Source organism: Rathayibacter sp. VKM Ac-2929 (assembly GCF_022815495.1).
In the GTDB taxonomy this organism is placed as follows: Bacteria; Actinomycetota; Actinomycetes; order Actinomycetales; family Microbacteriaceae; genus Rathayibacter; species Rathayibacter festucae.
On sequence record NZ_JALGRV010000004.1, the window covers coordinates 46096 to 71061 of the forward strand.

Here is a 24966-nt window from a genome sequence, read left to right on the forward strand (position 1 = left end):
ATCCGCTTCCAGCAAGGAGAGAACACCCATGAGCGCACCCTTCCGCCTCGTCGTCGGCTCCGACGACGCCGGTCTCGACTACAAGGAGATCGTCAAGGCCGACCTCGAGAAGGACTCCCGCGTCGCGTCCGTCGTCGACGTCGGTGTCGACGCGTCGTCGCACACGCCCTACCCGAGCGTCGCCATCGCCGCCGCCGAGATGGTCGCCCGCGGCGAGGCCGACCGCGCGATCCTGATCTGCGGCACCGGGCTCGGCGTCGCGATCGCCGCCAACAAGGTGGCCGGCATCCGCGCCGTCACCGCGCACGACTCGTTCTCGGTCGAGCGCTCGATCCTCTCCAACGACGCGCAGGTGCTCTGCATGGGCCAGCGCGTCGTCGGCATCGAGCTGGCCCGCCGCCTCGCGAAGGAGTGGCTCGGCTACGAGTTCGACACGTCCTCCGCCTCCGCGGAGAAGGTGCGCGTGATCGAGGCGTACGAGGCCGGCAACCCGGTCGCGGACGACGCCGCCACGGTCGGCTCGTGCTGAGCCGCGCCGCCGGGGACGCCCCGGCGTTCACCGTCGGCGTGAGCCTCAAGATGTACTTCGGCCACGCGCGGACGCTCGAGTGGATGCGGCGCATCGCCGAGATCGCGCGGACGCACGAGGCGACCGCCTCCGGAGCCGTCGAGCTGTTCGTGGTGCCGACCTTCCCCGCGCTGGTGCCGGTCGGCGCCCTCGCGGCGGAGTCCGGCGTCGCGCTCGGCGCCCAGGACCTGTTCTGGGAGGACGCGGGAGCGTTCACCGGCGAGGTCAGCGGCGCGGAGCTGCGCGAGATCGGCTGCCGGCTGGTCGAGATCGGCCACGCCGAGCGGCGCGCGCTCTTCGGCGACGACGACGAGCGCGTCCGCGCGAAGGTCGCGGCGGCGTTCCGCAACGATCTCGTCCCGCTGCTCTGCGTCGGCGAGACCGAGCGCGGTTCCGTCGAGGACGCGGTCGAGCTCGTGCTCGCGCAGATCGGCTCCGCCCTCGCGCACGCGGACGAGGCCGGCGCCGTCGGCCCGATCCTCGCCGCCTACGAGCCCGTCTGGGCGATCGGCGCACCCGAGCCCGCCGAGCCGGCCTTCATCGCCGGCGTCGTCACCGCGCTCGAGGCGGCCCTCGCGGAGCTGCCCGGCCGCGCCGGCAGCCGCGTCATCTACGGCGGCAGCGCCGGACCGGGCCTGCTGACCGCGCTCGAGGGCCGCGTGCCCGGGCTGTTCCTCGGCCGCTTCGCGCACGACCCGGAGGCGGTCGGCGCGATCCTCGACGAGGCGCTCGCCCTCGTGCGCGCCGGCTCGGAGACTCGGTCGTGAGCCGCCTCGGCCTGAGCAGCTACGCCTTCTTCTGGCGCTCCTCCGACCGCGTCCCGGAGCCGCTCGGCGTCGAGGACATGGTCCGCGAGACCGCCGCGCTCGGCGTCGACCTGCTGCAGCTCTGCGACGTGCCGGCGCTCGAGGAGTACTCGGACGAGCAGCTCGCGTCATTGCGCGCGGTCGCCGCCGCCGAGGGGGTCGCGCTCGAGCTCGGCACCCGCGGCACCGATCCCGCGCACCTGCGCCGTTGGCTCCGACTCGCCCGCGCGCTCGACGTCGTGCTGCTGCGCAGCATGTGGACGTCGGGGGAGGACCGGCCGGACCGCGCCGAGACGCTGCGGCGCCTGAGCGAGATCGCGCCCGAACTGGAGGAGGCCGGCGTCACGCTGGCCCTGGAGACCTACGAGCAGGTGAGCACCGCCGACCTCGTCGACGTGATCGCGACGCTCGATCACCCGCGGATCCGGATCTGCCTCGACCCGGCGAACACCGTCGCGAACCTCGAGCTGCCGGAGGACGTCACCGCCCGCTGCGCTCCGTACGTCGCGAACTGGCACGTGAAGGACTTCGACTTCAGCCGCAACCCCGGCTGGGTCGGCTTCGTCTACACCGGCACGGCGCTCGGCGACGGCCGCCTCGACTACGACGGCATGCTCGCGCTGCTCCGGCCGGCCGAGCGCGGCATCACCCAGATCATCGAGTTCTGGCTCCCCTGGCAGGACACCGTCCCTGCCGCGGAGCAGGCGCTCGTCACCACCCGGCTCGAAGCCGAGTGGACCCGCACCACCCTCGACCAGCTCAGGAGAAGGAACTCATGACCGACACCACCGCCACCACCGCCCCGGGCACCGCCGCCTCCGCCCTCACCGTCGCCGTCATCGGCGCCGGCGGCAAGATGGGCATGCGGGTCTCGAACAACCTGCAGAAGTCCGAGTACAACGCCCTCTACAGCGAGGCCTCGCCCGCCGGTCAGGAGCGCACCCGCGAGGCCGGCCGCGAGATCACCGCGACCCCGGACGCCGTGAAGGACGCCGACGTCGTCATCCTCGCCGTCCCCGACGTCGTGCTCGGCGCGGTCTCGGAGGACGTGATCCCGCAGATGAAGAGCGGCGCGATCATCCTCACCCTCGACCCGGCCGCAGCGTACGCGGGGCTGCTCGCCAAGCGCGAGGACATCCACTACGCCGTGGCGCACCCGTGCCACCCGTCGGTGTTCCTCGAGCGCACCACTCCGGAGGAGTGGGCCGACACGTTCGGCGGCATCGCCGCGCCCCAGGAGGTCGTCGCGGCGCTCGAGGACGCGGACGACGACGTGCGGGCCATCGCGGAGAAGGTCATCTCGACCATCTACGCGCCCGTCATCGCCGTGCACTGGGTGACCGTCAAGCAGCTCGCCGTGCTCGAGCCGACCCTGGTCGAGACCATCGCCTGCATGGTCGGCGAGTTCCTCAAGGAGGCGCTGGACGAGACCGTCAACGGCGTCGGCGTTCCCTACGAGGCGGCCCGCGCGATGCTCTACGGCCACACCTGGATCGCGCTGACCAACGGCCTGCGCGGCTCGAACCCGTTCTCCGAGGCGTGCCACATCGCCATGGGCTACGGCCGCGAGGCGCTCATCAAGGACGACTGGAAGAAGATCTTCGACGACTCGGAGCTCGACTCGGTCATCGCCAAGATGCTGAAGATCGACGCCGTCAAGCGCTGACCGGCGGACGGGGGCACTGCCTGCTGATCGAGTAGCCCTCGCAGAGGGCGCATCGAGATCCGCCGTCGTCCGGTGGGCGGGTCTCGATACGCCGCTGCGCGGCTACTCGACCAGCAGGGAAGGGGGCGCTGCGCACCTCCTCGACCAGCAGGGAAGGTCCTAGAGGCGGACGATCATCTTGCCGGTGTTGCCGCCGCGCATCATCGAGAGGAAGGCGTCGACCGCGTGGTCGATGCCGTCGACGACGGTCTCGTCGTAGGCGATGCTCCCCTCCTGGAACCAGCCGCCCATCAGGCGGTTGAACTCCGGGGCGTGGTCGAGGTACGCCGCGAGCGTGAAGCCGCGCAGCGTGAGCGCGCGGGTGATGACGTTGGCCATGTTGTCGGGGCCGGCCGGCTTCTCGGTGCTGTTGTAGCCGGCGATCGCACCGCAGAGGGCCGCGCGTCCGCCGTCGTTGAAGGCGTCGAGCGCCGCCTCGAGGTGGTCGCCGCCGACGTTGTCGAAGTAGATGTCGATGCCCTCGGGCGCCGCCGCGGCGAGCTGCTCGCGGACGGGATCGGCGTGGTAGTCGAACGCGGCGTCGTAGCCGTACTTCTCCGTGAGCAGCGCGACCTTCTCGGCCGAGCCGGCGGAGCCGATGACGCGCTTCGCGCCGAGCAGTCGCGCGATCTGGCCGGCGGCCGAGCCGACGGCTCCCGCGGCGCCGGAGACGAAGACGGTGTCGCCCTCCTTCAGCCCCGCGATGGTGGTGAGGCCGACGAAGGCGGTGAGGCCGGTCATGCCGAGGACGCCGAGTCGCAGCGACAGCGGGGCGCCGGGGATCTCGGGGACGACGCGGAAGGCCGAGGTCTCGGCCTGGACGATGTCGCGCCAGCCGAGCTGGTGCAGCACGACGGCGCCGACCGGGAAGTCCGGGTCGCTCGACACGGTGACGCGGCCGATCGCGCCGCCGGTCATCGTCTCGCCGAGTGCGTACGGCGGGGTGTAGCTCTTGACGTCGTTCATCCGGCCGCGCATGTAGGGGTCGACGGAGAGGAAGGCGTTCTCGACGCGGATCTCGCCGGCCGCGGGCTCGTCGTACTCGACCTGCGCGGTGCGGAAGTCCTCGGCGACGGGCCAGCCGACGGGGCGGCGGACGAGCTGGATCTGGGTGCTGGTGACGGTGGTCATGGAGCCTTCCGAGGGGTCGTGGGGGTGGGGATCAGGAGGCGGCGAGGCCGATGCCGAGCGCGAGGACCGCGAGCAGTCCGGGCGCCATCTGCGTGAGCGCCGCGCGCCGCTTGCCGGGGGAGGAGAGCAGCAGCACGAGGGCTGCGGCGACCATCGATCCGGTGCCGGTGAAGACGAGGGCGGCGCCGACGGCCGTGGCTCCCGAGGCGAGCACGATCACGCCAAGGATCGTCACGATCGCGAGGAACAGGTTGTAGAAGCCCTGGTTGAAGGCGAGCTCCTTCGTCGACTCGGCCTCTCCGGCGGTGGTGCCGAAGGTGGAGCGGGCGCGCGGGGTCGTCCAGAGCAGCGACTCGAGCACGAAGATGTAGACGTGCAGCAGCGCCGCGAGGGCGGCGAGAACGAGTCCGATGACGATCACGACGGGACCTCCTGATTGTGTATCGCTCGGTTCACTACCGAACGGCCTCACTCTATACTGGAACGACCGGTTCACAACAGTCCGGTTCTTTCCGGCAGTCAGCAGAGGGAGTCGCCGTGGGACGCACGCAGAGCTTCGACACCGACCAGGTCGTCCGGTCGGCGCGCGCCGTCTTCTGGGACCGCGGCTTCGAGGAGGCGTCGCTGCCCGAGCTCGAGGCGGCGACCGGACTCGGCCGCTCCAGCCTGTACCACGCGTTCGGCAGCAAGCGCGGGCTCTTCGACGCGGCGGTGCAGAGCTACCTCGACGAGATCGTGCGGCCGAGGCTGGAACCGCTGACGCGCGACGAGGTCTCGCCGACGGCCCTCGAGGACTACTTCTCGGGGTTGCGGGACGCGCTCGCCGACCCGCGAACCGTGTCGGCGCAGAGCGGGTGCCTCCTGCTCAATGCGGCGGGGGCGCCGATCGCGCGCGACGACGCGGTGCGCGAGGTGATCGCGGAGTACCGGGCGGAGCTGCAGCGGGCGATGCTCGCGGGGGCGGCGGCGCGGTGGCCGGGGGAGCCCGCCGAGTGGCGGGGGCGGCAGGCGGGGGTGCTGGTGTCGCTGCTGGTGACGGCGCTGGTGCTGGCGCGGGTCGATCCGGGGCAGTCGGTGGCGACGGCGGAGGCGGCGCTGGGGCTGGTGCGGGGGGACTGACGAGGCCGGGTGCTGACTGCTGGCGTGCTCGTCGCTTCGCGACGTCGCGCTCGGTGCGAACGGGGTGGACGCGGTGCCTCGTCGCGGCTCCTTCCCGCGCGCCTGCGGCGCGCCCGCCAGACCCGAGCCAGGAGCCGCGACGAGGCACCGCGACCACCCCTCCGGTCGGAGGAGGTGGCGGTGGTGGGCGTGGGACGCAGAGCGGATGTCCGTGCCCGCGGCGGTATGGGCGGGGTGCCGGGCGGACGTCCGGCTCGTGGAACCGGGGTCGGCTCGCTGGATCGGGCCGTTCCGACGGGCCGAGGGTCGTTTCGCGTGCCGGAGGTGGCGGGCGGGACGGTTCGGCTCGTGGAAGGACGTTCGGCTGGCGGGAGCGGGCCGTTTCGGCGTGCCCGGGAGGGTTTCGAGTGCCGGAGGTGGCGGGGCGGTGGGTTCGGCTCGTGGAAGCGTGTCCGGCTCGCGGAATCCGGGGGTTTCAGCGTGCCCGGGTTGGTTTCGCGTGCCGGAGGTGGGGCATGGGCTGCGGGTACCGAGAAGGGCCGGCGGAGGAGTCTCCGCCGGCCCTCAGGGGTGGTGCGTCAGTCGGTGCCGGCGTCGAAGGCGGCGCCCTCGGAGGCGAGGTCGGTGGCGCGGCCGAGGGCGTCGGCGGCGGCGGAGCCGTTGCCCTCGGTGATCGCCTCGGACTCGCCGATCTCGAGGTGGCCGACCAGCTCGGCGGTCGAGCCGCCGACCAGGCCCGCGGCGGCGTACTGCTCGAGGCGCGAGCGGGAGTCCGCGATGTCGAGGTTGCGCATGGTCAGCTGACCGATGCGGTCCTCGGGGCCGAAGGCGGCGTCGCCGACGCGCTCCATCGAGAGCTTGTCGGGGTGGTAGCTCAGCGCGGGGCCGGTGGTGTCGAGGATCGTGTAGTCGTCGCCGCGGCGCAGGCGCACGGTGACCTCGCCGGAGACGGCGGAGCCGACCCAGCGCTGGATGGACTCGCGCAGCATCAGCGACTGCGGGTCGAGCCAGCGGCCCTCGTACATCAGGCGGCCGAGGCGGCGGCCCTCGGAGTGGTACTGCGCGATCGTGTCCTCGTTGTGGATCGCGTTGAGCAGGCGCTCGTAGGTCAGGTGCAGCAGCGCCATGCCGGGCGCCTCGTAGATGCCGCGGCTCTTGGCCTCGATGATGCGGTTCTCGATCTGGTCGGAGTTGCCCAGGCCGTGGCGTCCGCCGATCGCGTTGGCCTCGAGGACGAGGGCGACCGGGTCGGAGTACTCGACGCCGTTGAGCGCGACCGGGCGGCCGGCCTCGAAGCGCACGCTGACCGTCTCGGCGGCGATCTCGACGTCCTCGCGCCAGGCGGCGACGCCCATGATCGGCTCGACCAGCTCCATGCCGCTGGAGAGCTCCTCGAGGCGCTTGGCCTCGTGGGTGGCGCCCCAGATGTTCGCGTCGGTGCTGTACGCCTTCTCGGTGGCGTCGCGGTACGGGAAGCCGCGGGCGACGAGCCACTCCGACATCTCGGTGCGGCCGCCGAGCTCGTTGACGAACTGCACGTCGAGCCAGGGCTTGTAGATGCGCAGGCGCGGATTGGCCAGCAGGCCGTAGCGGTAGAACCGCTCGATGTCGTTGCCCTTGTAGGTGGAGCCGTCACCCCAGATGTCGACGCCGTCCTCGCGCATAGCGCGGACCAGCAGGGTACCGGTGACGGCGCGGCCCAGGGGGGTGGTGTTGAAGTAGGTCTTGCCGCCGGAGCGGATGTGGAAGGCGCCGCACTGCAGCGCGACGAGCCCCTCCTCGACGAGGGCGCTCTTCGCGTCGACGAGGCGCGAGATCTCGGCGCCGTACTGCGCGGCGCGCGCGGGCACGCTGTCGATGTCGGGCTCGTCGGCCTGGCCGATGTCGGCGGTGTAGGTGCAGGGCACCGCGCCCTTCTCGCGCATCCAGGCGACTGCGACCGATGTGTCGAGCCCTCCCGAGAATGCGATTCCGACGCGCTCGCCCACGGGCAGACTGTTCAAGACCTTCGACATGGCTCCAATTTTAGGAGACTCGCGAGGGTCCTCGTGACGCGGGCGGCCGCACGACATCTGTTGGGTAGTTCTACCCAAAAGGATGGACGGGCGGGGAGGGCGCGTGGGAGGCTCCGCCTGGCCCGCTCGATGACGCGCGGGCCTCCTCTGCATCCGCACTGTGAAAGGCGCTTCATGCCACAGCCCCCCGCCCGCCGCCTCGCAGCACTCACGCTCGCGTGCCTCCTCGCGGCGGGAGGTGCCGCCGCGCTCGCTCCGACCGCGTCCGCGCTCTCGTCCTCGGTGGCGGACCCGACGGACACTCCGACTCCGACGCCCACCCCGACGATCGAGCCGACGCCGACGCAGGAGCCGACTCCGGAGCCGACGACGACGCCGACCGCGACGCCCGAGCCGACGCCCACCGCGACGCCGACTCCGACGGCCACTCCGACCGTCACGCCCACCGCCACTCCCACGGCGACGCCCACCGCCACTCCGACCTCGACCCCGCGCCCGACGCGGACGCCGACGCCGACCCCCACTCCGACGCAGCCCCCGGCCGCGGCGACCGACCGACTCGCCTCCGACTCGACGCTCACCGCCGGTCAGCGGATCGTCTCGCGCAACGGCCAGTTCCGCTTCGTGATGCAGACCGACGGCAACGCGGTCGTCTACGACGCCGCGGGCCGCTCGACCTTCAGCACCGGCACGTCCGGCACCGGCAACCGCATCACGATGCAGGCCGACGGCAACCTCGTCGTCTACACGACGGCGAACCGCGCGCTCTGGCAGTCGGGCACCGGCGGCAACTCCGGCGCGTTCCTGGTGATGCAGAACGACGGCAACCTCGTCGTCTACCGCACCAACGGCACCCCCGCCTGGGCGACCTCCTACCAGGCTGCTCCGCCCGCCGTCGTCGGCGACACCCTCCGCGGTGGCACCGAGCTGCGTGCTGACCAGCAGATCACCTCGACCGACTCGCGCTCGCGCGCCGTCATGCAGGGCGACGGCAACTTCGTCGTCTACAGCAACGGCTCCGCGCGCTGGAGCGCCGGCACCTCGGGCGCGGGCAACCGCCTCGCGATGCAGGGCGACGGCAACGCGGTCGTCTACTCCGCGGGCGGCGGAGTGCGCTGGCAGTCGGGCACCTCGGGCAACCCGGGTGCGCGCATGGTCATCCAGAACGACGGCAACCTCGTCATCTACGCCGCCTCGGGCCGTGCCCTGTGGTCGAGCTACACCCCGCCCGCGCCGCCGGCCCCCGTGATCCGCGACGTGCTGAACGGCGGCGGCGAGATCCGCGCCGGCCAGCAGCTCGTCTCGAGCGACGGAGGCTCGCGCGCCGCGATGCAGGGCGACGGCAACTTCGTCGTCTACCGCGGTGGCGAGGTCCGCTTCTCCACCGGCACGTCCGGCAGCGGCAACCGCCTCGCGATGCAGACCGACGGCAACGCGGTCGTCTACTCCTCCGGTGGCGCTGTGCGCTGGCAGTCGGGCACCTCGGGCAACCCGGGCGCGCGCATGGTCATGCAGAACGACGGCAACCTGGTGATCTACTCGGGCAACCGCGCCGTGTGGTCGAGCTACACGCCCCCGGCCCCGCCCGCGCCCGTCATCAGCGACACGCTGAACTCGGGCAACGAGCTCGGCTCGGGTCGCCTCCTCCGCTCGTCGAACGGCAGCAGCGAGGCGATCATGCAGGGCGACGGCAACTTCGTCGTCTACAGCAACGGCGGACCCCGCTGGAGCGCCGGCACGAGCGGAGCGGGCAACCGCCTCGTCATGCAGGGCGACGGCAACGCCGTCATCTACTCGGGGAGCCGTGCCGTCTGGCAGTCGGGCACCTCGGGCAACGGTGGTGCGCGCATGGTCATGCAGAACGACGGCAACCTGGTCATTTACTCGACCGACGGCCGCGCCCTGTGGCAGAGCAACCAACCGGCGCCCGCGCCGCAGCCGGGACCTGGCACCCGTCCGGTCGGTCCTCAGCGCACCTGCGGATCGTTCTCGACCTGGGCAGAGGCGAACGCCTGGTTCTTGACCTACTCGAACACCGGCAACCTCGACGGGAACGGCGACGGCGTTCCCTGTGAAAGCCTCCCTGGAGCACCCCGCTAGTCGGACTCTGCACTGAGCGAAGGGCCCGTCTTCCCACTTCGGGAGGCGGGCCCTTCGTCGATTCCGGGCCGTCGGAACAGCCGTGGCTCGCCAACTTCCGACGTGCGGCACGCGGCGCTTCCCGCCGTGTCAGGATGCCGTGTCCGCACCAATGCGCTCCCGTTCGAAAGGCCCTCGCCCGTGTCCCTGCCCCCTCGGAGCCGCCTCACGGCCGCCGTCCTCGCCGCCGTCGTCGTCTCCGCCTCCGGGGTCGCCGCGGCGCCCGCCCTCGCCGCGCCCGCCACGTCGTTCTCCGTGGTCCGCCTCGCCGCCGCCGTCACGGTCGGCGACACCCTCGCGCCCGGCACCGCCCTCCACATGGACGAGCAGCTCGCCTCGGCGAACGGGCAGTACCGCCTGGTCATGCAGGGCGACGGCAACGTCGTGCTCTACTCCGCGTCGGGCGGCGTCGAGTGGACGACCGGCACTCGCGGGTCGGGCAACTACTTCACCTTGCAGAACGACGGCAACATCGTCGTCTACACCGAGGACGGCGCGCCGCTGTGGGCCAGCGACTCCAGCGGTCACGAGCAGCCCGACCGGCTCGTGCTGCAGGACGACGGCAATCTCGTCTCCTACGCGCGCTTCGACGGCGGCGGGCCGCTGTGGTCGAGTCGCGGCGTCGACACGCTCGGCTCCGACCGGCGCCTCGAGCGCGGCCAGTCGATCACCTCGCAGAACGGCGCCTACCGGACCGTCTTCCAGCGTGACGGCAACCTGGTCACCTACGGCCCGAACGGCGTGCGCTGGAACGCGGAGACCAGCGGCGGCCTGCGCCTCCTGATGCAGGCCGACGGCAACCTCGTCATCGACGACTTCTACCGACCCCTCTGGTTCACCGGCACGGGCGGCAATGCGGGCGCGCGCCTGGTCATCCAGAACGACGGCAATCTCGTGATCTACTCGACCGCGGGCCGTGCGCTCTGGTCGAGCGATGCCGCCGCGCCGGCTCCGGCGAAGCGCGACACCCTCACCGCGGGCCAGGAGCTCGCGGTCGGCGAGCAGCTGACCAGCGCTGACAAGCGGTTCCGCGCCGTCCTGCAGGGCGACGGGAACTTCGTGCTCTACGACATGGTCGTCAGCACCATCGACGACAGCGGTGTCCGCCGCGACAAGGTGATCTGGAGCAGCGGCACCTCGGGAGCAGGAAACCGCCTCGTGCAGCAGACTGACGGCAATGTCGTGATCTACAGCGCCGGTGGCCGCGCGCTGTGGCAGACCGGGACCTCGGGCAACCCCGGAGCCCGCTTCGTGCTGCAGAACGACGCGAACCTCGTCGTCTACAGTGCGGGCGGTCGGGCTCTGTGGACCTACCAGCAGCCTCGGACGTTCTATTTCACGCCCGTGCGTCCCGGTTCCTAGCCGCGGCTGTCCGTCGCAGCGGCGGCCGGAAGGGCAGGGCGCGACCGCGCGCCTTCATGGTGGTCGAGTAGCCCCGGAGGGGCGTATCGAGACCCGGCAACGTCAGCAGGGTGGGTCTGCAGGCTCGGCTTCTGGCGGGGGTGGATCTCGATACGCCCGCTGCGCGGGCTACTCGATCAGCATGAATGCAGTGCGGCGAGCATGGTGGTCGTGGCCCTCATGGTGGTCGAGTAGCCCCGCAGGGGCGTATCGAGACCCGGCGTGTTCAGCAGGGTGGGTCTGCAGACTCGGCTTCGGCGGCGGGGGCTCCGGCGCGCAGGCCGACTGCGGGGAGGAGCACGTTGTCGACGAGGGAGATGAGGTAGTCGCGGTCGACGGGCTCGCGCATCAGGAGCACGCGGTAGGAGACCATCGAGGGGGTCAGGACGGCGAGCATGTCGACGTCGACGTCGGCCGGGATCTCGCCGCGGTCGATGGCGCGGCGCAGCAGCGTCCGGTTGGCACGGGCGCGCGGCTCGACGATGGCCTGGCGGACGGCGTCGGCGAGCTCGGGGGCCTTGGAGATCATCGCGACGACGCCCGACATGATCCGGAGCTTGCGCTCGGCGTCCTCGATCGCGCGCGGACGGATCAGGGCGACCAGGTCGCCGCGCAGGGTGCCGGTGTCGGGGAGCGCGTCCTGGTCGAGGTCGGCGCCCTTCAGGCAGGCGACGGCCTCGAGCACGAGCTCGGCCTTCGACTCCCAGCGGCGGTAAAGGGTGGCCTTTCCGGCCTTGGCCCGGGCGGCGACCATGTCGATCGTCATGCCGTCGTAGCCGGTCTCGGCGAGCACGTCGAGGGCGGCGGTGAGGATCTCGCCGTCGCGGTTCGGATCGCGGCGGCGGCCGGGGCGTGCCGGGGCGTCGCAAGTGGCGGCGGGGGGAGTTGGCGGCGTCATCGCGGCTTCTCCAATCGGTTCGGGAGGGCCGCGCGAACGGCCCGTGTGAACACCATGCTAATTGAAGAACTCCGCAGTTCCGAAACTAGTGAGTCTCGTATATGGTCTCCTCCATGTCGCAGACCACATCACTGCCGGACTCCGCCGCCCCCGCGGTTCCGGCCCCGTCCTCCCGCCGCTGGTGGACGCTCGTCGCCGTCGGGCTCGCCCAGCTCATGGTCGTGCTCGACTCCACCGTCGTGAACATCGCCCTCCCCGCCGCCCAGGCCGACCTCGGCTTCTCGGACGGCGACCGCCAGTGGGTCGTCACCGCCTACTCGCTCGCCTTCGGCAGCCTCCTGCTGCTCGGCGGGCGCCTCTCCGACCTGATCGGCCGCAAGCGCACCTTCGTCATCGGCCTGATCGGCTTCGCGATCGCCTCCGCGCTCGGCGGAGCCGCCCCCAACTTCGAGCTGCTCATCGCGGCCCGCGCCCTGCAGGGCGTGTTCGGCGCCCTCCTCGCGCCGACCGCCCTCGCCGTGCTCACCACCACCTTCACCGTCCCGAAGGAGCGCGCCCGCGCGTTCGGCGTCTTCGGCGCGATCGCCGGCGCCGGCGGCGCGGTCGGTCTCCTGCTCGGCGGCGTGCTGACCGAGAGCTTCGACTGGCGCTGGAACCTCTACATCAACGTCGTGATCGCGGTCGTCGCGGTCATCGGCGCGATCGTCTTCGTGCCGACGATCGACCGGGTCGGCCCGCGCCCGCGGCTCGACGTGCCCGGGACGATCCTCGTCTCGGCCGCCCTCTTCGGCCTGGTCTTCGGCTTCGCCAACGCGGAGACCGACGGCTGGGACTCGCCGATGACCTGGGTGCCGCTCGCCGCGGCCGTCGTGCTCCTCGTCGGCTTCGTGCTCCGCCAGCGCAGCACCGAGCACCCGCTGCTGCCACTGCAGATCGTGCTGGACCGCGACCGCGGTGCCGCGTACCTCTCGGTGCTGATCGCCGGCGCGGGGATGTTCGGGATCTTCCTCTTCGTCACGTACTACCTGCAGGTCTCGCTCGGCTACTCGCCGATCCAGACGGGGCTGTCGTTCCTGCCGATGATCGGGATGCTCGTGCTCGCCGCGCAGCTCTCGACCAACCTGCTGCTGCCGCGCTTCGGACCGAAGATCATGGTGACCTTCGGCATGCTGCTCGGCGTGGTCGGCATGCTCCTGCTCACCCGCCTCGACCTCGACAGCGGCTACGCGGCCGACGTGCTGCCGGCGCTGATGGTGCTCGGCTTCGCGATGGGCTCGATCATGCCCGGCTCGATGCAGACCGCCACCCGCGGAGTCGACATGCGCTTCGCCGGCGTCGCCTCGGCGATGGTCAACACCAGCCAGCAGGTCGGCGGCTCAATCGGCACCGCGCTGCTGAACACGCTCGCGGCGACGGCGGTCACCGACTACCTCCTCACGCACACCCCGACCACGGCGGCGACCGCGGCGGAGGCCGCCGTGCAGAGCTACGCGGTCGCCTACGGCTGGGGCGCGGGCTTCTTCGCCCTCGGCGCGGTGCTCTCGGTGCTGCTGTTCCGCCGCCGCTCGGCGGGCCTGGCGGTCTCGTCCGGGGCGTCCGCGGAGCCGGTGCTCGCGCACTGATCCGCCGAGTCGCGCGGCCCCTTCCACGACCGTCCGACAGGGCGGGCCGGGGGAGGGGCCGCCTCGTCGTGCGGCCGTGATCGGATCGTGAGAACGCCTTCGGCGGGCCGTCGTGCGCGACTGCCAGGATGAGCGGGCCCGCACTGCCGCGGGCGATCGATTCACCGGGGGAACCACATGATCCTGTCCACTCGAGGCCGCCTCGCGGTCGTCGTCCTCGCCACCACCCTGACCTGCGGCGCCGTCGCCGGTCCCGCGCTCGCAGCTCCGCCGGCGCTGCACGCCGAGACCGCCGCCGCGGCCGTCGCGACCGGCGATCGGCTCGCCGTCGGAGCGACGCTGAAGGCCGGTGAGGAGCTCCGGTCGAACCTCGGCAGCCAGGGCGTCTTCCGCTTCGTGATGCAGACCGACGGCAACGCGGTCGTCTACGACCCGAACGGTGGGGCGTTCTGGGTCAGTGGCACCTCGGGTGCCGGCAACTCGCTCACGCTCCAGCGCGACGGCAACATCGTGATCTACTCCGCGCAGGGCGCGGCGCTGTGGGCCAGCGGCAGCAACGGCCGCGGGGAGCCGTCGTTCCTCGCGATCCAGGCCGACGGCAACCTCGTCTCCTACTCCGCCACGGCGGCACCGCTCTGGGCGAGCCGCGGCGAGACCACCCTCGTCGAGGGTCGGCAGCTCGACCGCGGTCAGGCGCTCGCCTCCGCCGACGGCCGCTACCGCGCCGTCTACCAGAACGACGGCAACCTCGTCGTCATCGGGCAGAGCGGGGTCCGCTGGAGTGCCGGGACGAGCGGCGGCACGCGGCTCGCCCTCGAGGCGGGCGACCTCGTCAGCTATCAGGGCGGAGCGGCGGTGTGGTTCACCGGCACGTCCGGCTTCAACGGTGCCCAGCTGGTGCTCCAGAACGACGGCAACCTGGTGCTCTACTCGAGCTCGTTCCGCGCTCTCTGGTCGAGCGACGGCGGAAGCCCGGCGTACCGCGACTCGCTGGTGCCCGGCGCGCAGCTCTCCGTCGGCCAGTCCCTCCGCTCGCGAGGCGGGGACGTCCGCACGGTGCTGCAGAGCGACGGCAACGTCGTCGTGTACTACGGCAGTCCCTCCGGCGACGTCGCCCTGTGGAGCACGGGAACCTCCGGCGCGGGCAACCGCTTCGTGATGCAGAACGACGGCAACGCGGTCGTCTACAGCGCCTCGGGCCGAGCGCTGTGGTCCTCCGGGACCGGCGGCAATCCGGGATCGGTGCTGACGATGCAGAACGACGGCAACCTCGTAGTGCGCAGCGCCAACGGCCGGGCGCTCTGGGACTGGCAGCCGAACGGGTACGTGGGCATCTCCGGCGCCTGATCCGAGAGGCGTTCGCACGGGACGGCCGGGGCGCTCCGCAGCAGCGGGGACCTCGGCCGTTCGCGTGCGCAGGGGAGATGTCCGCGTGTTGCGCCGTCGGTCGCCCCGGGTCGGGCGCGTGCGTAGCGTCGGGGGATGCCCGAGACGCTCGACATCGTCCACCTGCGCACGCTCGTGGCGATCGCCGACTGCGGCGGGTTCGGCCGGGCGGCCGTCGCCCTGCACATCAGCCAGCCGACGGTCTCGCAGCACGTCCGCACGCTCGAGCGGCGGCTCGAGCGCACCTTCATCGAGAAGGTCGGGCGCCGGGCCCGCTTCACGCCGGCCGGCGAGCGCCTCCTGGTGCAGGCCCGCCGGATCCTGGCCGTGCACGACGACGCGCTGGAGCTGCTCGACGCGGCGAGCGAGAACCCGCTCGCCCTCGGCCTGACCGAGCCGGCCGCGGAGCAGCTGCTGCCGCGCCTCCTCCAGACGCTGCACCGCGCCTTCGACGACCGCCCGCTCACCTTCACGCTCGACCGCTCCACTCATCTGGCGGAGGCGGTGGCCCGCGGCGTCGTCGATCTCGCCGTCATCCTCGGCGTGGGCGGCGACCTGCCGGGCCGCCAGGTCGCGACGCTGCCGCTCGACTGGTACTCGGCACCCGGCTGGCAGCCGCCGGAGGACGCGCCGATCCCGCTCGTCGCCTACTCCGAGCCGTGCGGGATGCGCCAGCGCGCGCTGCAGCAGCTCGGCGCCTTCGGCCACGAGGTGCGGGTGGTCGCCGAGTCGGCGGGGCTGGAGGGCGTGATCGCGGCGGCCCGCGCCGGTGTCGGAGTCGCGGTGCTGCCGACCGCGCACCGCGGCGCGGTCGCCGAGGGACTCGTCGAGCGGCACGACCTGCCGGCGCTCGGCTCGGTCAACCTGCGCCTCGTCTCGCGGCGCGGCCTCGCCCCGGACGTCGAGGACACGGCGCTCGCCGCGCTCGCGGAGGTCTTCGGCACCGTGCGGGCGCGGCCGGTCGCGGTGCCCGCGGGCGCGCGAGTGTGACCTCCGTCGCGGCCGCCGACGCGGGTGTGACGAATCGTTACCAACGATCGGGATCGCCGATCGGAACGCATCCGGAATCATCGTTGGACGCCCGGAGCACCTCGCCCGTAGCGTCGGAGCCATGACGTTCCCGCCCGCCCTCACCGCCGCCGCGCCGCTCGGCGCGACCGGTGCAGCGAGCCGCGGGAGCGTCGGCACTCGAATGTCCTCGGACGGGAACCCCTTCGCGCCGGTGCGCGGATGTTCCTGTCCGGTCTCCCGCTGACGCCTCCGCGTCGCCCGACTCCTCCGCCCGACGGCCTGGCCCTCGCCGCCTGTCCCGGCATGTGCGCGCCGCCGCCCGCCGCGCGTCCCTCTCTCCGCGCCCTCCCGCGCTCCTCCGGCGTGCCCGCGCGCCTCCGGTGCGCCTCCGCACCCTCTCGAAAGGACCTCCCATGACCGTCGAGTTCATCTCCGCGATCAACGTCAACCACTCCAACGAGGTCAACGGCCTGGCCGACCCGGCCATCGACGTCGCCTACCTGCGCCGCTACTCCCGGATCCTCGAGGACGGCGGCTTCGACTACACGCTGGTGCCCTACGGCTCGGCCGGCCACGACCCGTTCACGATCGCCGCCGCGGTCACCCAGTACACCGAGCACCTGAAGCCGATCGTCGCGCTACGGCCCAACACGGTCTACCCGACCGTCGCGGCGAAGGCGCTCGCCACTCTCGACCAGCTCTCGGGCGGCCGGGCCGTCGTGCACTTCATCGCCGGCGGGAACGACCACGAGCAGGCCCGCGAGGGCGACCGGCTGAGCAAGGCCGAGCGCTACGCCCGGCAGGAGGAGTACCTCCGCATCCTCCGGAAGGTCTGGTCGGCGACCGAGCCGTTCGATCACGAGGGCGAGTACTACCGCTTCGAGGACTTCGTCTCGCGGGTGCGGCCGGTGCGCGGCACCATCCCGATCTCGGTCGGCGGCTCGAGCGACGAGGCCTACCGCCAGGGCGGCGCGCTCGCGGATGTCTTCGGCCTCTGGGGCGAGCCGCTGGCCGACACCCAGCAGCAGATCGACCGGATCGCGGACGCGGCGCTCGCCGCCGGCCGCGCGGACACCCCGCGCACCTGGGTCACCTTCCGGCCGATCATCGCGCCGACCGAGGAGCTCGCCTGGGAGAAGGCGCACCGGATCCTCGGCATCCTGCAGAGCCGTGGCGGCACGACGAACCCGCGGAAGGGCGAGAAGGGACTCTGGGTGCAGACGCCGAGCGCCACCGGCCCGGCGAACGTCGGCTCGCAGCGCCTCCTCGACATCGCGCGGCGGAAGGACCTGCACGACCGCGCGCTCTGGACGCCGACCGCGACCGCCACCGGGGCGGCCGGCGCCTCCACCGCGCTCGTCGGCACGCCGGAGACGGTCGCCGCGGCGATCCTCGACTACGTCGACCTCGGCGCCGACCTGATCTCGATCCGCGGCTACGACAACCTGAACGACGCGGTCGACTACGGCCGGTACGTCATCCCGCTGGTCCGCGAGGAGCTCGCGCACCGCGAGGCGACCGGGCGCCGCGGCGAGGTCGTCGCGCAGCCGCCGCTCGAGGTCGAGCTGGCCGGGGCGATCGCGTGACGCTGCTCACGGGACAGGCCGCCACGGTCCGCTCCGCCGCCGCGGTCCTGCCCGCGCCCGATGTCTCCGACCGCGCGCTCGCCCGGATCACGGCCCGCCTGGCCGAGACCGCCGAGCACTACGACCGCACCGCCGAGTTCCCCTGGCAGGGGATCCAGGCGGTGCACGAGGCGGGACTGCTCTCCCTCGGAGTCGGCACCCGCTACGGCGGCACGCCCGCCACCACCGTCGACCTGGTCCGCGTCTTCGGCGCGCTCGGCCAGGGCGACCCGGCGGTGGCGCTGATCTCGGCGATGACCGTGCTGCAGCACGCCGCGCAGGACCGCGCCGCGCTCTGGCCGGAGGAGCTCTACCGCTCGGTGCTCGCCGACTCCGCCGAGCGCCCCGTGCTGCTCAACGCGGTGCGCGCCGAGCCCGAGTGGGGCGCTCCCGCCCGGGGCGGCCTGCCCGCCACGACGATCCGCCGCGACGGCGACGGGTGGCTGCTCGAGGGCCGCAAGGGCTTCGCCACCGGCTCGGAGGGGCTGGCGTACCACCTGGTCTGGGCGGTCGATCACGGCGGGGCGTCGGGCGAGCCCGAGCTCGCGCACGCGATCGTGCCCGGCGACGCCCCCGGGGTCCGGATCGAGCGGACCTGGGACCACCTGGGCCAGCGGGCCTCGAGCACGCACGACGTGGTCTACGAGCAGGTCCGCCTGCCGCTGGAGCACTTCCGCGGGACGCCCCGCTCGCAGCTCGCGCCCGAGTCCGGGGCGGCCGGCGGCTTCGGTCTCGCGGTCGCGGCGCTCTACGTCGGCGTCGGACGGGCGGCGCAGAGCTTCTTCGTGCGCTTCGCGAACGACCGGGTGCCCACCTCGCTCGGCCGGCCGATCGCCACGACGGAGCGGATCCGCTCGGTCGCCGGCGAGATCCAGGCGCAGCTGGTGCAGGCCGAGGAGGTGCTGCTCTCGCTGGCCGCGCGAGTGGATGCGGGCGATCCGCGCGCCGCCGAGCGCCTCGTGGTCGGCAAGCTGCTCGCCACCCGCTCGGCCGTCACCGCGGTCGAGACGGCCGTCGCCGCGCTCGGCAACCCCGGGCTCACCCGGCACCACCCGCTCGAGCGGCACCTCCGCGACGTCCTGGCGTCCCGGGTGCACCCGCCGCAGGACGACGCCGCCCTCCTGATCGCCGGCACGCGCTCGCTCGCGGCCGCCGCGCTCTGACAGCCCGCACTCCGACACCCCGCACTCCGACACCCCGCACTCCGACTTCTCTGCACGGGAGACCACCGCCATGACGTTCCACCGCTCACGCCCCCTCCGACGATCGGGCACCGCCGCCGCCGCGCTCGCCCTCGCCTCCGCGCTGGCCCTCTCCGCCTGCTCGGGCGCCTCGGGCGCGGGCACGGCCGCCGACGACGCGACCCCCGTCGACGGCGGCCGGCTCTCACTCGCCTTCTTCCCCGACAACGCCGCGTTCTCCTGCGTCGACCCGTTCCAGACCTACTGGATCGAGCACCGCACGGTGATCCGCAACGTCGCCGACTCGCTCACCGACCAGGACCCGGAGACCGGCGAGATCCAGCCCTGGCTCGCGACCGACTGGAGCGTCAACGACGCGGGCACCGAGTACACCTTCGACCTGCGCACCGACGTCACCTTCTCGGACGGCACGCCCTTCACCGCGGAGAGCGTGAAGACCTCGTTCGACAACGACAAGGCGACCCTCGCGCAGCTGCCCTCGGCCTACGGAGGCGTCTACCTCGCCGGCTACTCGGGCACGGAGGTCGTGGACGCCGACACCGTGAAGGTCGTCTTCTCCACGCCCAACGCCGCGTTCCTGCAGGGCACCTCGACCACCAACCTGGCGATCCTCGCCGCCTCCTCCTACGAGAAGACGCCCGAGGAGCGCTGCCTCGGCGGGATCGTCGGCTCCGGCCCGTTCACGCTGACCGGCTACACCCCCGGCACCGGCATCACGCTGGACAAGCGCGACGGGTACGCCTGGGGCTCGGCCCTGCGCGAGAACACGGGGGAGGCGCACCTCGACGGGATCGACATCAGCTACGTTGCGGAGGACAGCGTCCGCGTCGGGCAGCTGACCAGCGACGAGATCGACATCGCCTGGCCGCGGAACCCGATCTCGGAGAACGACCAGGCCGTGATCACGGGCTCCGGCGACACGGTCGAGAGCCGCTCGCTGCCGGGCCCCGCGAGCAACTACTACCCGAACGTCGCCGAGGGGAAGATCCTCTCGGACGAGAGGGTGCGGCAGGCCGTGCAGAAGGCGATCGACCGCGACACCTACGCGACGACGGTCTTCGGCTCCGGCTACCCGGCCGCGACCAGCATCTACAACACGACGACTCCGTTCTACGAAGACGAGTCGTCGAAGCTCGCCTTCGACGCCGAGGGCGCGGGCGAGCTGCTGGACGAGGCGGGCTGGAAGCTCGGCGACGACGGCTACCGCTCGAAGGACGGGCGGCGGCTCACGCTCTCGGTGCCGATCGTCACCCAGTTCGGTGCCGGCGATCAGCTGATCCAGGACCAGCTGAAGCAGGTCGGCATCGAGCTCGAGCTGAACGTGATCACCAACGCCCAGCGCGCCGACGTGCTGAACAGCGGCGACTACGACCTGATCTCGACCTACTACACGCGGGCCGACCCGGGAGTGATCCAGTGGATCATCGACTCCCGCTACGCCGGCTCGAAGGCGCAGGCGACGAACGGCCTCGACGCCGAGCAGGCCGCGACCGTGCAGGCCCTGCTCGACGAGGGCGTGCAGACGGTCGACACCGCGGCGCGCGCCGAGGTCTACGGCGAGCTGCAGGACTACCTGATCGACAACGCTTTGGTCTTCCCGTTCGCCGAGCGGGTCCAGCTGGCGGGCGTCTCATCGGCGGTGCACGGCTTCCGCTTCACCTCGGAGGCGTTCGGCGACTTCGCCGACGCCTGGATCCAGCCGTGACCGCGCTCGGCTCGGCACCGGCGGCGGCGGCACCGGGGACCGCTCCGGGGAGACCGGGCGCTCGCTCGGCCCCCTCGGGCCTCGGCCGCTACCTCCTCGGCCGGCTCGGCCAGGCGGTGCTGGTGCTCTGGGCCGCGTACACCGTGACCTTCGCGGTGCTGTGGCTGCTGCCGAGCGACCCGCTGGCGCTCCTGCTCTCGGCCAACAACGTCGAGGTGGACTCGCTCACCCCGCAGCAGCTCGCCGAGGCTCAGGCCCGCTACGGCCTCGACCAGCCGGTCTGGCAGCAGTACGCGACGATGCTCGCGAACGCACTGCGGGGCGACTTCGGCACCTCGATCACCAAGGGGATCCCGGTCACCGACCTGATCGCGGAGAAGCTGCCCGGCACCCTGCAGCTCAGCGCCCTGGCGATCGGCCTCGCGCTGATCGGCGGCACCGTGCTCGCGTACCTGGCGGCGTACGTCCGCTGGGGGCCGCTGAAGACGGTGCTCGGCCGGCTGCCCTCCGCGGGTGTGGCGTTCCCCGGCTTCTGGATCGGCCTGCTGCTCATCCAGTTCTTCGCCTTCTCGCTGCACCTGCTGCCCTCCACCGGCAGCGCGACCCCGGCGAGCCTGATCCTGCCGGCGGTGACCATGGCGATCCCCACCTCCGCGATGCTCGCCCAGGTGCTGATCCGCAGCTTCGCGGACGTCGAGGCGGAGGCGTACATCACCACGGCCCGCGCCAAGGGCCTTTCCCGCGGCGCGGTGCAGTGGCGGCACGCCTTCCGCAACGCCTCGCTGCCGACGCTGACGATCCTCGGCATCCTGGCCGGCAACACCGTCACGGGAGCGATCGTCGCCGAGACGATCTTCGCCCGGCAGGGCATCGGCACGCTCGCCCAGGAGTCGGTGCTCACCCAGGACGTGCCGGTCGTCCAGGCGATCGTCGTGCTGGCGGCCGTCGTGTTCGTCGGCATCAATCTCCTGGTCGACCTGCTCTACCCCCTCCTCGATCCGCGCATCACCTCGACACCGAAGGCGAGCCGACCATGACTCTCGAACTCACCCGGCCCGAGGCGCTCGTCGTCCCCGAGCCGCTCACCCGCGCGGCGCACGGCCGGGGTGCCCGCCGCGTGCGGGTCCTCCGCCTGCTGCTGCGCCGCCCGGGCTTCGTGCTGGCGCTGGTCTTCGTGCTGTTCGTCCTGGCCTCGGCGATCGCTCCGGCGCTGTTCACCGGCGTCGACCCGACGGCGACCGCGCCGGCCGACAAGCTGCAGGCGCCGAGCCTCGCGCACCTCTTCGGCACCGACGAGCTGGGCCGCGACCTGTTCGCGCGGGTCCTGCACGGCGGGGCCTTGACGGTGCAGGCGACGGTGATCGCCCTCGCGATCGCCCTGGTCGGCGGGCTGACGCTCGGCGTGGTCTCCGGCTCCGCGGGCGGAGTGGTGGACGCGGTGATCATGCGGATCGTCGACGTGCTGCTGGCGATCCCGGGGCTGCTGCTCGCCCTGGCGATCGTGACGGCGATCGGCTTCGGCACGCTGCCGGTGGCGCTCGCCGTGGGGATCGGCATCCTGCCCGGCTTCGCGCGCACCACCCGCGCCGAGGTGCTCCGCGTGCGCACGCTGCCCTACGTCGAGGCCGCGCGCACCGGAGGGGCCAGCCGGCTGCGTGTGCTCGTGCGGCACGTGCTGCCCAACTCCTGGGGGCCGGTCGCCGTGCTGGCCGTGCTCGATCTCGGCACCGCGATCATCGCGATCGCCGCGCTGAGCTTCCTCGGCTTCGGCGCGGCGCCGCCCGCAGCGGAGTGGGGGACGCTGATCTCCAGCGGCCGCAACTACCTCGTCACCAGCCCGTGGCTGTCGCTGCTGCCGGGGCTCTTCGTCGGGCTGCTGGTCTTCGCGCTCAACCACGTGGCCAAGAGCCTCGAGGAGGTGCAGCGATGAGCGCCGGCGTGGTCCCCTCCGCAGGGCCCGCCGCTTCCGGCCCGCTCGTGCGGCTCGACCGCCTCAGCGTCGCCTACGGCGAGCGCACGGTCGTGCACGAGGTCTCGCTCGAGATCGCGGCCGGCGAGATCGTCGCCGTGGTCGGCGAGTCCGGCTCGGGCAAGTCGACGACCGCGAACGCCGTGCTCGGCCTGCTGCCCTCCGGCGGCCGGATCACCGGCGGCTCGATCGCGCTCGCCGGCGAGGACGTGACCCGTGCGGCCGAGAAGCGGCTCCGGCATCTGCGCGGCCGGTTCGTCGGCCTCGTGCCGCAGGACCCGATGGTCGGGCTCAACCCGACGCTGCGCATCGGCGCCCAGGTGGCGGAGGCGGTGCGCCTGCGCGGCGTCGACCGCCGCTCCGTCGACGCCGAGGTGCTCGAGGCGCTCCGGCAGTCGGGCATCGACGATCCGGAGCTGCGCGCCCGGCAGTACCCGCACGAGCTGTCCGGCGGGCTGCGCCAGCGGGCGCTGATCGCGATCGCGCTGGCCGGCCGGCCGCGGCTGATCATCGCCGACGAGCCGACCTCGGCCCTGGACGTCACCGTGCAGAAGCGCCTGCTCGATCACCTGCAGTCGCTGGTCCGCGAGCAGGGCATCGCGCTGCTGATCATCACCCACGACCTCGCCGTCGCCGCCGACCGGGCCGACCGCGTCCTCGTGCTGCGCGAGGGCCGGGTGGTGGAGCAGGGCCCGCCCGCGCAGATCCTGGTCGCGCCGCGGGAGGAGTACACCCGCGAGCTGCTCGCGGCGGCGCCGGGCCTGGGCGGCGAGCTCGTGCCGCGCTTCGAGCACGTCGAGCCCGCTCCGGAGATCGTCCGGGTCGAGAACGTCGTGAAGGACTTCGCGCTGCCGGGCCGCCGCCCGCCGTACCGCGCGCTCGACGACGTCTCGTTCTCGATCCGCGCGGGGCAGACCCTCGCGCTGGTGGGGGAGTCGGGCTCGGGCAAGACGACCGCGCTGCGGATCGCCCTCGGTCTCGAGCGGGCGTCGAGCGGCCGGGTGCTCGTGGAGGGGGAGGACCTCACCGCGGCGAGCGACCGGCAGTGGCGGCCGCTGCGCCGGCGGATCCAGCTCGTGCAGCAGAACCCCTTCGCCGCGCTCGACCCGCGCTTCACGGTGCTGGAGTCGGTCGTCGAGCCGCTGGTCTCGTTCCGGATCGGGGACCGCGCCTCGCGGCTGGAGCGGGCCCGCGAGCTGCTCGACCGGGTCGGGCTGCCCGGCTCCTTCCTCTCCCGGCTGCCGGCCGAGCTGTCCGGCGGTCAGCGCCAGCGGGTCGCGATCGCCCGCGCGCTCGCCCTCGGGCCGGATCTCGTGCTCCTCGACGAGCCGGTCTCCGCGCTGGACGTGTCCGTGCAGGCGCAGATCCTCGAGCTCCTGGTCGAGCTGCAGCGCGACCTCGGCGTCGCCTACCTCTTCGTCTCGCACGACCTGGCCGTCGTCGCCGAGGTCTCGCACGAGGTCGTCGTCCTCGACCGCGGGCGGGTGCAGGAGGCTGGGACCACCGCCCGCGTCTTCGGCTCGCCCGCCGCGGAGTACACCCGCACCCTGCTCGCGGCGATCCCCGGCCGAGCGGCGGTGCGCCCGTGAGCGGCCGCTTCCTCGTGATCGGCGGCGGGGCCGTCGGCTCGGTCCTCGCCGCGCAGCTGCACCTGGCAGGGCAGCCGGTCCTGCTCGTGGCGCGCGGGGAGCACCTGCGGCTCCTCCGCGAGAACGGGCTGCGGGTGCGCCGGCCCGCGGGCGACGAGATCGTCCGGCTGCCCGTCGCCGCCGGCCCCGCGGAGGCGGCGCCCGCGCGCGGCGACGTCCTCGTGCTCGCGGTGAAGGCGCAGGACGCGGAGGCGGCGCTCGCCGAGTGGGCCTGGACGCCGCTCGCCCGGGGCGGGGCCGGGGCCGAGCTGCCGGTGCTGACCCTGCAGAACGGACTCGCCACCGAGGACAGCGCGCTGCGCCGCTTCGCCGCGGTCTACGGGGTGTCGATCGGCATCGCCGCCAGCTTCCTGGTGCCCGGCGAGGTCGTCTCGCCCTCCTTCCCGACCGTGGGCGTGCTCTGGATCGGCCGGCACCCCGACGCCGCCGATCCGCGCGCGGAGGAGTACGCCGCGATCCTCCGCGACGCCGGTTTCGCCGCCCGCGCCGTGCCCGACATCGGTGCCTGGAAGGCCCGCAAGCTGCTCGCCAACGCGGCCAACGGCCTCGACCTGTTCGAGGGCCCGGCTGAGCAGCGCGCCGCCGCGCGCGTCCTGCTCGTCGCGGAGGCGCGCGCCGCCCTCGCCGCCAACGGCCTCGCGGTCGCTCCCGACGACGGCACGCGCCTCGCCGTCGATCCCGTGCCCGGCCACACCGCCGGCCGGCTGTCGACCTGGCAGAGCGCCGCCCGCGGCACGAGCAGCGAGATCGACCACCTCACCGGCGAGATCGTCCTGCTCGCCCGCCGCGTCGGCGTGCCCGCCCCACTGAACGAGCGCCTGCAGCTCCTGCTCGGCCTGCGCGGCCGCGCCGCGGCCGCCGCGCCGCTCCCGCTCGCGGACCTGCTCGCCCCCGTCCCCGTGCTCGTCGAGTAGCCCCGTCCTCATGCTGGTCGAGTAGCCCCGTCCTCATGCTGGTCGAGCAGCCCCACCAGGCCAGCCTCATGTTGGTCGAGTGGCCCCGCAGGGGCGTATCG

The 24966-nt window shown here is 72.9% G+C and carries 21 protein-coding genes; 17 read left to right on the plus strand and 4 right to left on the minus strand.

All coding sequences use genetic code 11. From position 1 onward, the window contains the following. The first annotated feature begins 28 nt into the window (after positions 1–28). From MT355_RS12785 to MT355_RS12800, 4 genes are read left to right on the plus strand one after another with little or no spacing between them, the layout of a single operon-like run. Positions 29–529: a ribose-5-phosphate isomerase gene (locus tag MT355_RS12785; protein WP_127887006.1), complete on the plus strand. Its 501-nt coding sequence runs from the start codon at positions 29–31 to the stop codon at positions 527–529. Beyond that, positions 523–1335 carry a triose-phosphate isomerase family protein gene (locus tag MT355_RS12790; protein ID WP_243599837.1) on the plus strand — a complete coding sequence of 271 codons (813 nt, stop codon included), beginning with the start codon at positions 523–525 and terminating at the stop codon, positions 1333–1335. The genes MT355_RS12785 and MT355_RS12790 overlap by 7 nt, the downstream gene beginning before the upstream one ends. Beyond that, positions 1332–2153, plus strand: a complete 822-nt coding sequence (locus MT355_RS12795) for a sugar phosphate isomerase/epimerase (RefSeq protein ID WP_243599838.1) — start codon at positions 1332–1334, stop codon at positions 2151–2153. The genes MT355_RS12790 and MT355_RS12795 overlap by 4 nt, the downstream gene beginning before the upstream one ends. Then, positions 2150–3040, plus strand: coding sequence for a phosphogluconate dehydrogenase C-terminal domain-containing protein (locus MT355_RS12800; protein ID WP_123732941.1), 891 nt, complete (start codon positions 2150–2152; stop codon positions 3038–3040). Before MT355_RS12795 ends, MT355_RS12800 begins: the two co-directional genes overlap by 4 nt. A 159-nt stretch (positions 3041–3199) precedes the next feature. Here MT355_RS12800 and MT355_RS12805 read toward each other — a convergent pair whose 3' ends face one another. Continuing rightward, complete coding sequence (locus MT355_RS12805) at positions 3200–4210, minus strand: NADP-dependent oxidoreductase (RefSeq protein ID WP_243599839.1); 1011 nt, start codon at positions 4208–4210, stop codon at positions 3200–3202. A gap of 31 nt (positions 4211–4241) precedes the next feature. Continuing rightward, a complete protein-coding gene (locus MT355_RS12810; protein WP_127887003.1) occupies positions 4242–4631 on the minus strand; it encodes a DUF1304 domain-containing protein in 390 nt (129 codons plus the stop codon). A gap of 116 nt (positions 4632–4747) precedes the next feature. Here MT355_RS12810 and MT355_RS12815 point away from each other — a divergent pair, with 116 nt between their 5' ends. Next, a complete protein-coding gene (locus tag MT355_RS12815) occupies positions 4748–5329 on the plus strand; it encodes a TetR/AcrR family transcriptional regulator (protein ID WP_243599840.1) in 582 nt (193 codons plus the stop codon). 578 nt (positions 5330–5907) lie between these two features. On the opposite strand, the gene argG is transcribed toward MT355_RS12815, so the two are convergent. Continuing rightward, positions 5908–7344, minus strand: coding sequence for an argininosuccinate synthase (gene argG / locus MT355_RS12820; protein WP_123446074.1), 1437 nt, complete (start codon positions 7342–7344; stop codon positions 5908–5910). A gap of 174 nt (positions 7345–7518) precedes the next feature. Between argG and MT355_RS12825 the strand changes: the two genes are divergently transcribed. Further along, entirely contained in the window at positions 7519–9444 is a 1926-nt protein-coding gene (locus tag MT355_RS12825; protein ID WP_243599841.1) for a hypothetical protein, read from the plus strand. 180 nt (positions 9445–9624) lie between these two features. Then, a complete protein-coding gene (locus MT355_RS12830) occupies positions 9625–10845 on the plus strand; it encodes a hypothetical protein (RefSeq protein ID WP_243599842.1) in 1221 nt (406 codons plus the stop codon). A gap of 265 nt (positions 10846–11110) precedes the next feature. Here the strand turns inward: MT355_RS12830 and MT355_RS12835 are convergent, their stop codons facing one another. After that, entirely contained in the window at positions 11111–11782 is a 672-nt protein-coding gene (locus MT355_RS12835) for a TetR/AcrR family transcriptional regulator (RefSeq protein WP_243599843.1), read from the minus strand. A gap of 113 nt (positions 11783–11895) precedes the next feature. On the opposite strand from MT355_RS12835, the gene MT355_RS12840 reads away from it, so the two are divergent. The 10 genes from MT355_RS12840 to MT355_RS21620 all read left to right on the plus strand — a co-directional run bounded on the left by MT355_RS12840 (position 11896) and on the right by MT355_RS21620 (position 24865). Continuing rightward, a complete protein-coding gene (locus MT355_RS12840; RefSeq protein ID WP_243599844.1) occupies positions 11896–13404 on the plus strand; it encodes an MFS transporter in 1509 nt (502 codons plus the stop codon). A 177-nt stretch (positions 13405–13581) separates the two neighbouring features. After that, positions 13582–14751, plus strand: coding sequence for a hypothetical protein (locus MT355_RS12845; RefSeq protein WP_243599845.1), 1170 nt, complete (start codon positions 13582–13584; stop codon positions 14749–14751). A gap of 135 nt (positions 14752–14886) precedes the next feature. Next, entirely contained in the window at positions 14887–15780 is an 894-nt protein-coding gene (locus tag MT355_RS12850) for a LysR family transcriptional regulator (RefSeq protein ID WP_243599846.1), read from the plus strand. Between the two features lie 434 nt (positions 15781–16214). After that, positions 16215–17387: an LLM class flavin-dependent oxidoreductase gene (locus tag MT355_RS12855; RefSeq protein WP_243599847.1), complete on the plus strand. Its 1173-nt coding sequence runs from the start codon at positions 16215–16217 to the stop codon at positions 17385–17387. Beyond that, complete coding sequence (locus tag MT355_RS12860; RefSeq protein ID WP_243599848.1) at positions 17384–18589, plus strand: acyl-CoA dehydrogenase family protein; 1206 nt, start codon at positions 17384–17386, stop codon at positions 18587–18589. Before MT355_RS12855 ends, MT355_RS12860 begins: the two co-directional genes overlap by 4 nt. Positions 18590–18659: 70 nt before the next feature. Further along, complete coding sequence (locus tag MT355_RS12865) at positions 18660–20333, plus strand: ABC transporter substrate-binding protein (RefSeq protein ID WP_243599849.1); 1674 nt, start codon at positions 18660–18662, stop codon at positions 20331–20333. Next, positions 20330–21370, plus strand: coding sequence for an ABC transporter permease (locus MT355_RS12870; RefSeq protein WP_243599850.1), 1041 nt, complete (start codon positions 20330–20332; stop codon positions 21368–21370). Before MT355_RS12865 ends, MT355_RS12870 begins: the two co-directional genes overlap by 4 nt. Continuing rightward, the gene (locus tag MT355_RS12875) at positions 21367–22263 is read left to right on the plus strand and encodes an ABC transporter permease (RefSeq protein ID WP_243599851.1); all 897 of its coding nucleotides are present in this window, start codon (positions 21367–21369) and stop codon (positions 22261–22263) included. Before MT355_RS12870 ends, MT355_RS12875 begins: the two co-directional genes overlap by 4 nt. Continuing rightward, positions 22260–23891, plus strand: coding sequence for an ABC transporter ATP-binding protein (locus MT355_RS12880; protein WP_243599852.1), 1632 nt, complete (start codon positions 22260–22262; stop codon positions 23889–23891). The genes MT355_RS12875 and MT355_RS12880 overlap by 4 nt, the downstream gene beginning before the upstream one ends. After that, positions 23888–24865: a ketopantoate reductase family protein gene (locus MT355_RS21620; RefSeq protein ID WP_243599853.1), complete on the plus strand. Its 978-nt coding sequence runs from the start codon at positions 23888–23890 to the stop codon at positions 24863–24865. The genes MT355_RS12880 and MT355_RS21620 overlap by 4 nt, the downstream gene beginning before the upstream one ends. The last annotated feature ends 101 nt before the right edge of the window (positions 24866–24966 follow it).

What these genes read in the sequence shown, in the direction of transcription:
- MT355_RS12840 (WP_243599844.1), top strand. Translation starts at nt 11,896, where the DNA reads ATGTCGCAGACCACATCACTGCCGGACTCCGCCGCCCCCGCGGTTCCG.
- MT355_RS12875 (WP_243599851.1), top strand. Translation starts at nt 21,367, where the DNA reads ATGACTCTCGAACTCACCCGGCCCGAGGCGCTCGTCGTCCCCGAGCCG.
- MT355_RS12825 (WP_243599841.1), top strand. Translation starts at nt 7,519, where the DNA reads ATGCCACAGCCCCCCGCCCGCCGCCTCGCAGCACTCACGCTCGCGTGC.
- MT355_RS12845 (WP_243599845.1), top strand. Translation starts at nt 13,582, where the DNA reads ATGATCCTGTCCACTCGAGGCCGCCTCGCGGTCGTCGTCCTCGCCACC.
- MT355_RS12805 (WP_243599839.1), bottom strand. Translation starts at nt 4,210, where the DNA reads ATGACCACCGTCACCAGCACCCAGATCCAGCTCGTCCGCCGCCCCGTC.
- argG (WP_123446074.1), bottom strand. Translation starts at nt 7,344, where the DNA reads ATGTCGAAGGTCTTGAACAGTCTGCCCGTGGGCGAGCGCGTCGGAATC.
- MT355_RS12800 (WP_123732941.1), top strand. Translation starts at nt 2,150, where the DNA reads ATGACCGACACCACCGCCACCACCGCCCCGGGCACCGCCGCCTCCGCC.
- MT355_RS12785 (WP_127887006.1), top strand. Translation starts at nt 29, where the DNA reads ATGAGCGCACCCTTCCGCCTCGTCGTCGGCTCCGACGACGCCGGTCTC.
- MT355_RS12850 (WP_243599846.1), top strand. Translation starts at nt 14,887, where the DNA reads ATGCCCGAGACGCTCGACATCGTCCACCTGCGCACGCTCGTGGCGATC.
- MT355_RS12835 (WP_243599843.1), bottom strand. Translation starts at nt 11,782, where the DNA reads ATGACGCCGCCAACTCCCCCCGCCGCCACTTGCGACGCCCCGGCACGC.
- MT355_RS12855 (WP_243599847.1), top strand. Translation starts at nt 16,215, where the DNA reads ATGACCGTCGAGTTCATCTCCGCGATCAACGTCAACCACTCCAACGAG.
- MT355_RS12865 (WP_243599849.1), top strand. Translation starts at nt 18,660, where the DNA reads ATGACGTTCCACCGCTCACGCCCCCTCCGACGATCGGGCACCGCCGCC.
- MT355_RS12880 (WP_243599852.1), top strand. Translation starts at nt 22,260, where the DNA reads ATGAGCGCCGGCGTGGTCCCCTCCGCAGGGCCCGCCGCTTCCGGCCCG.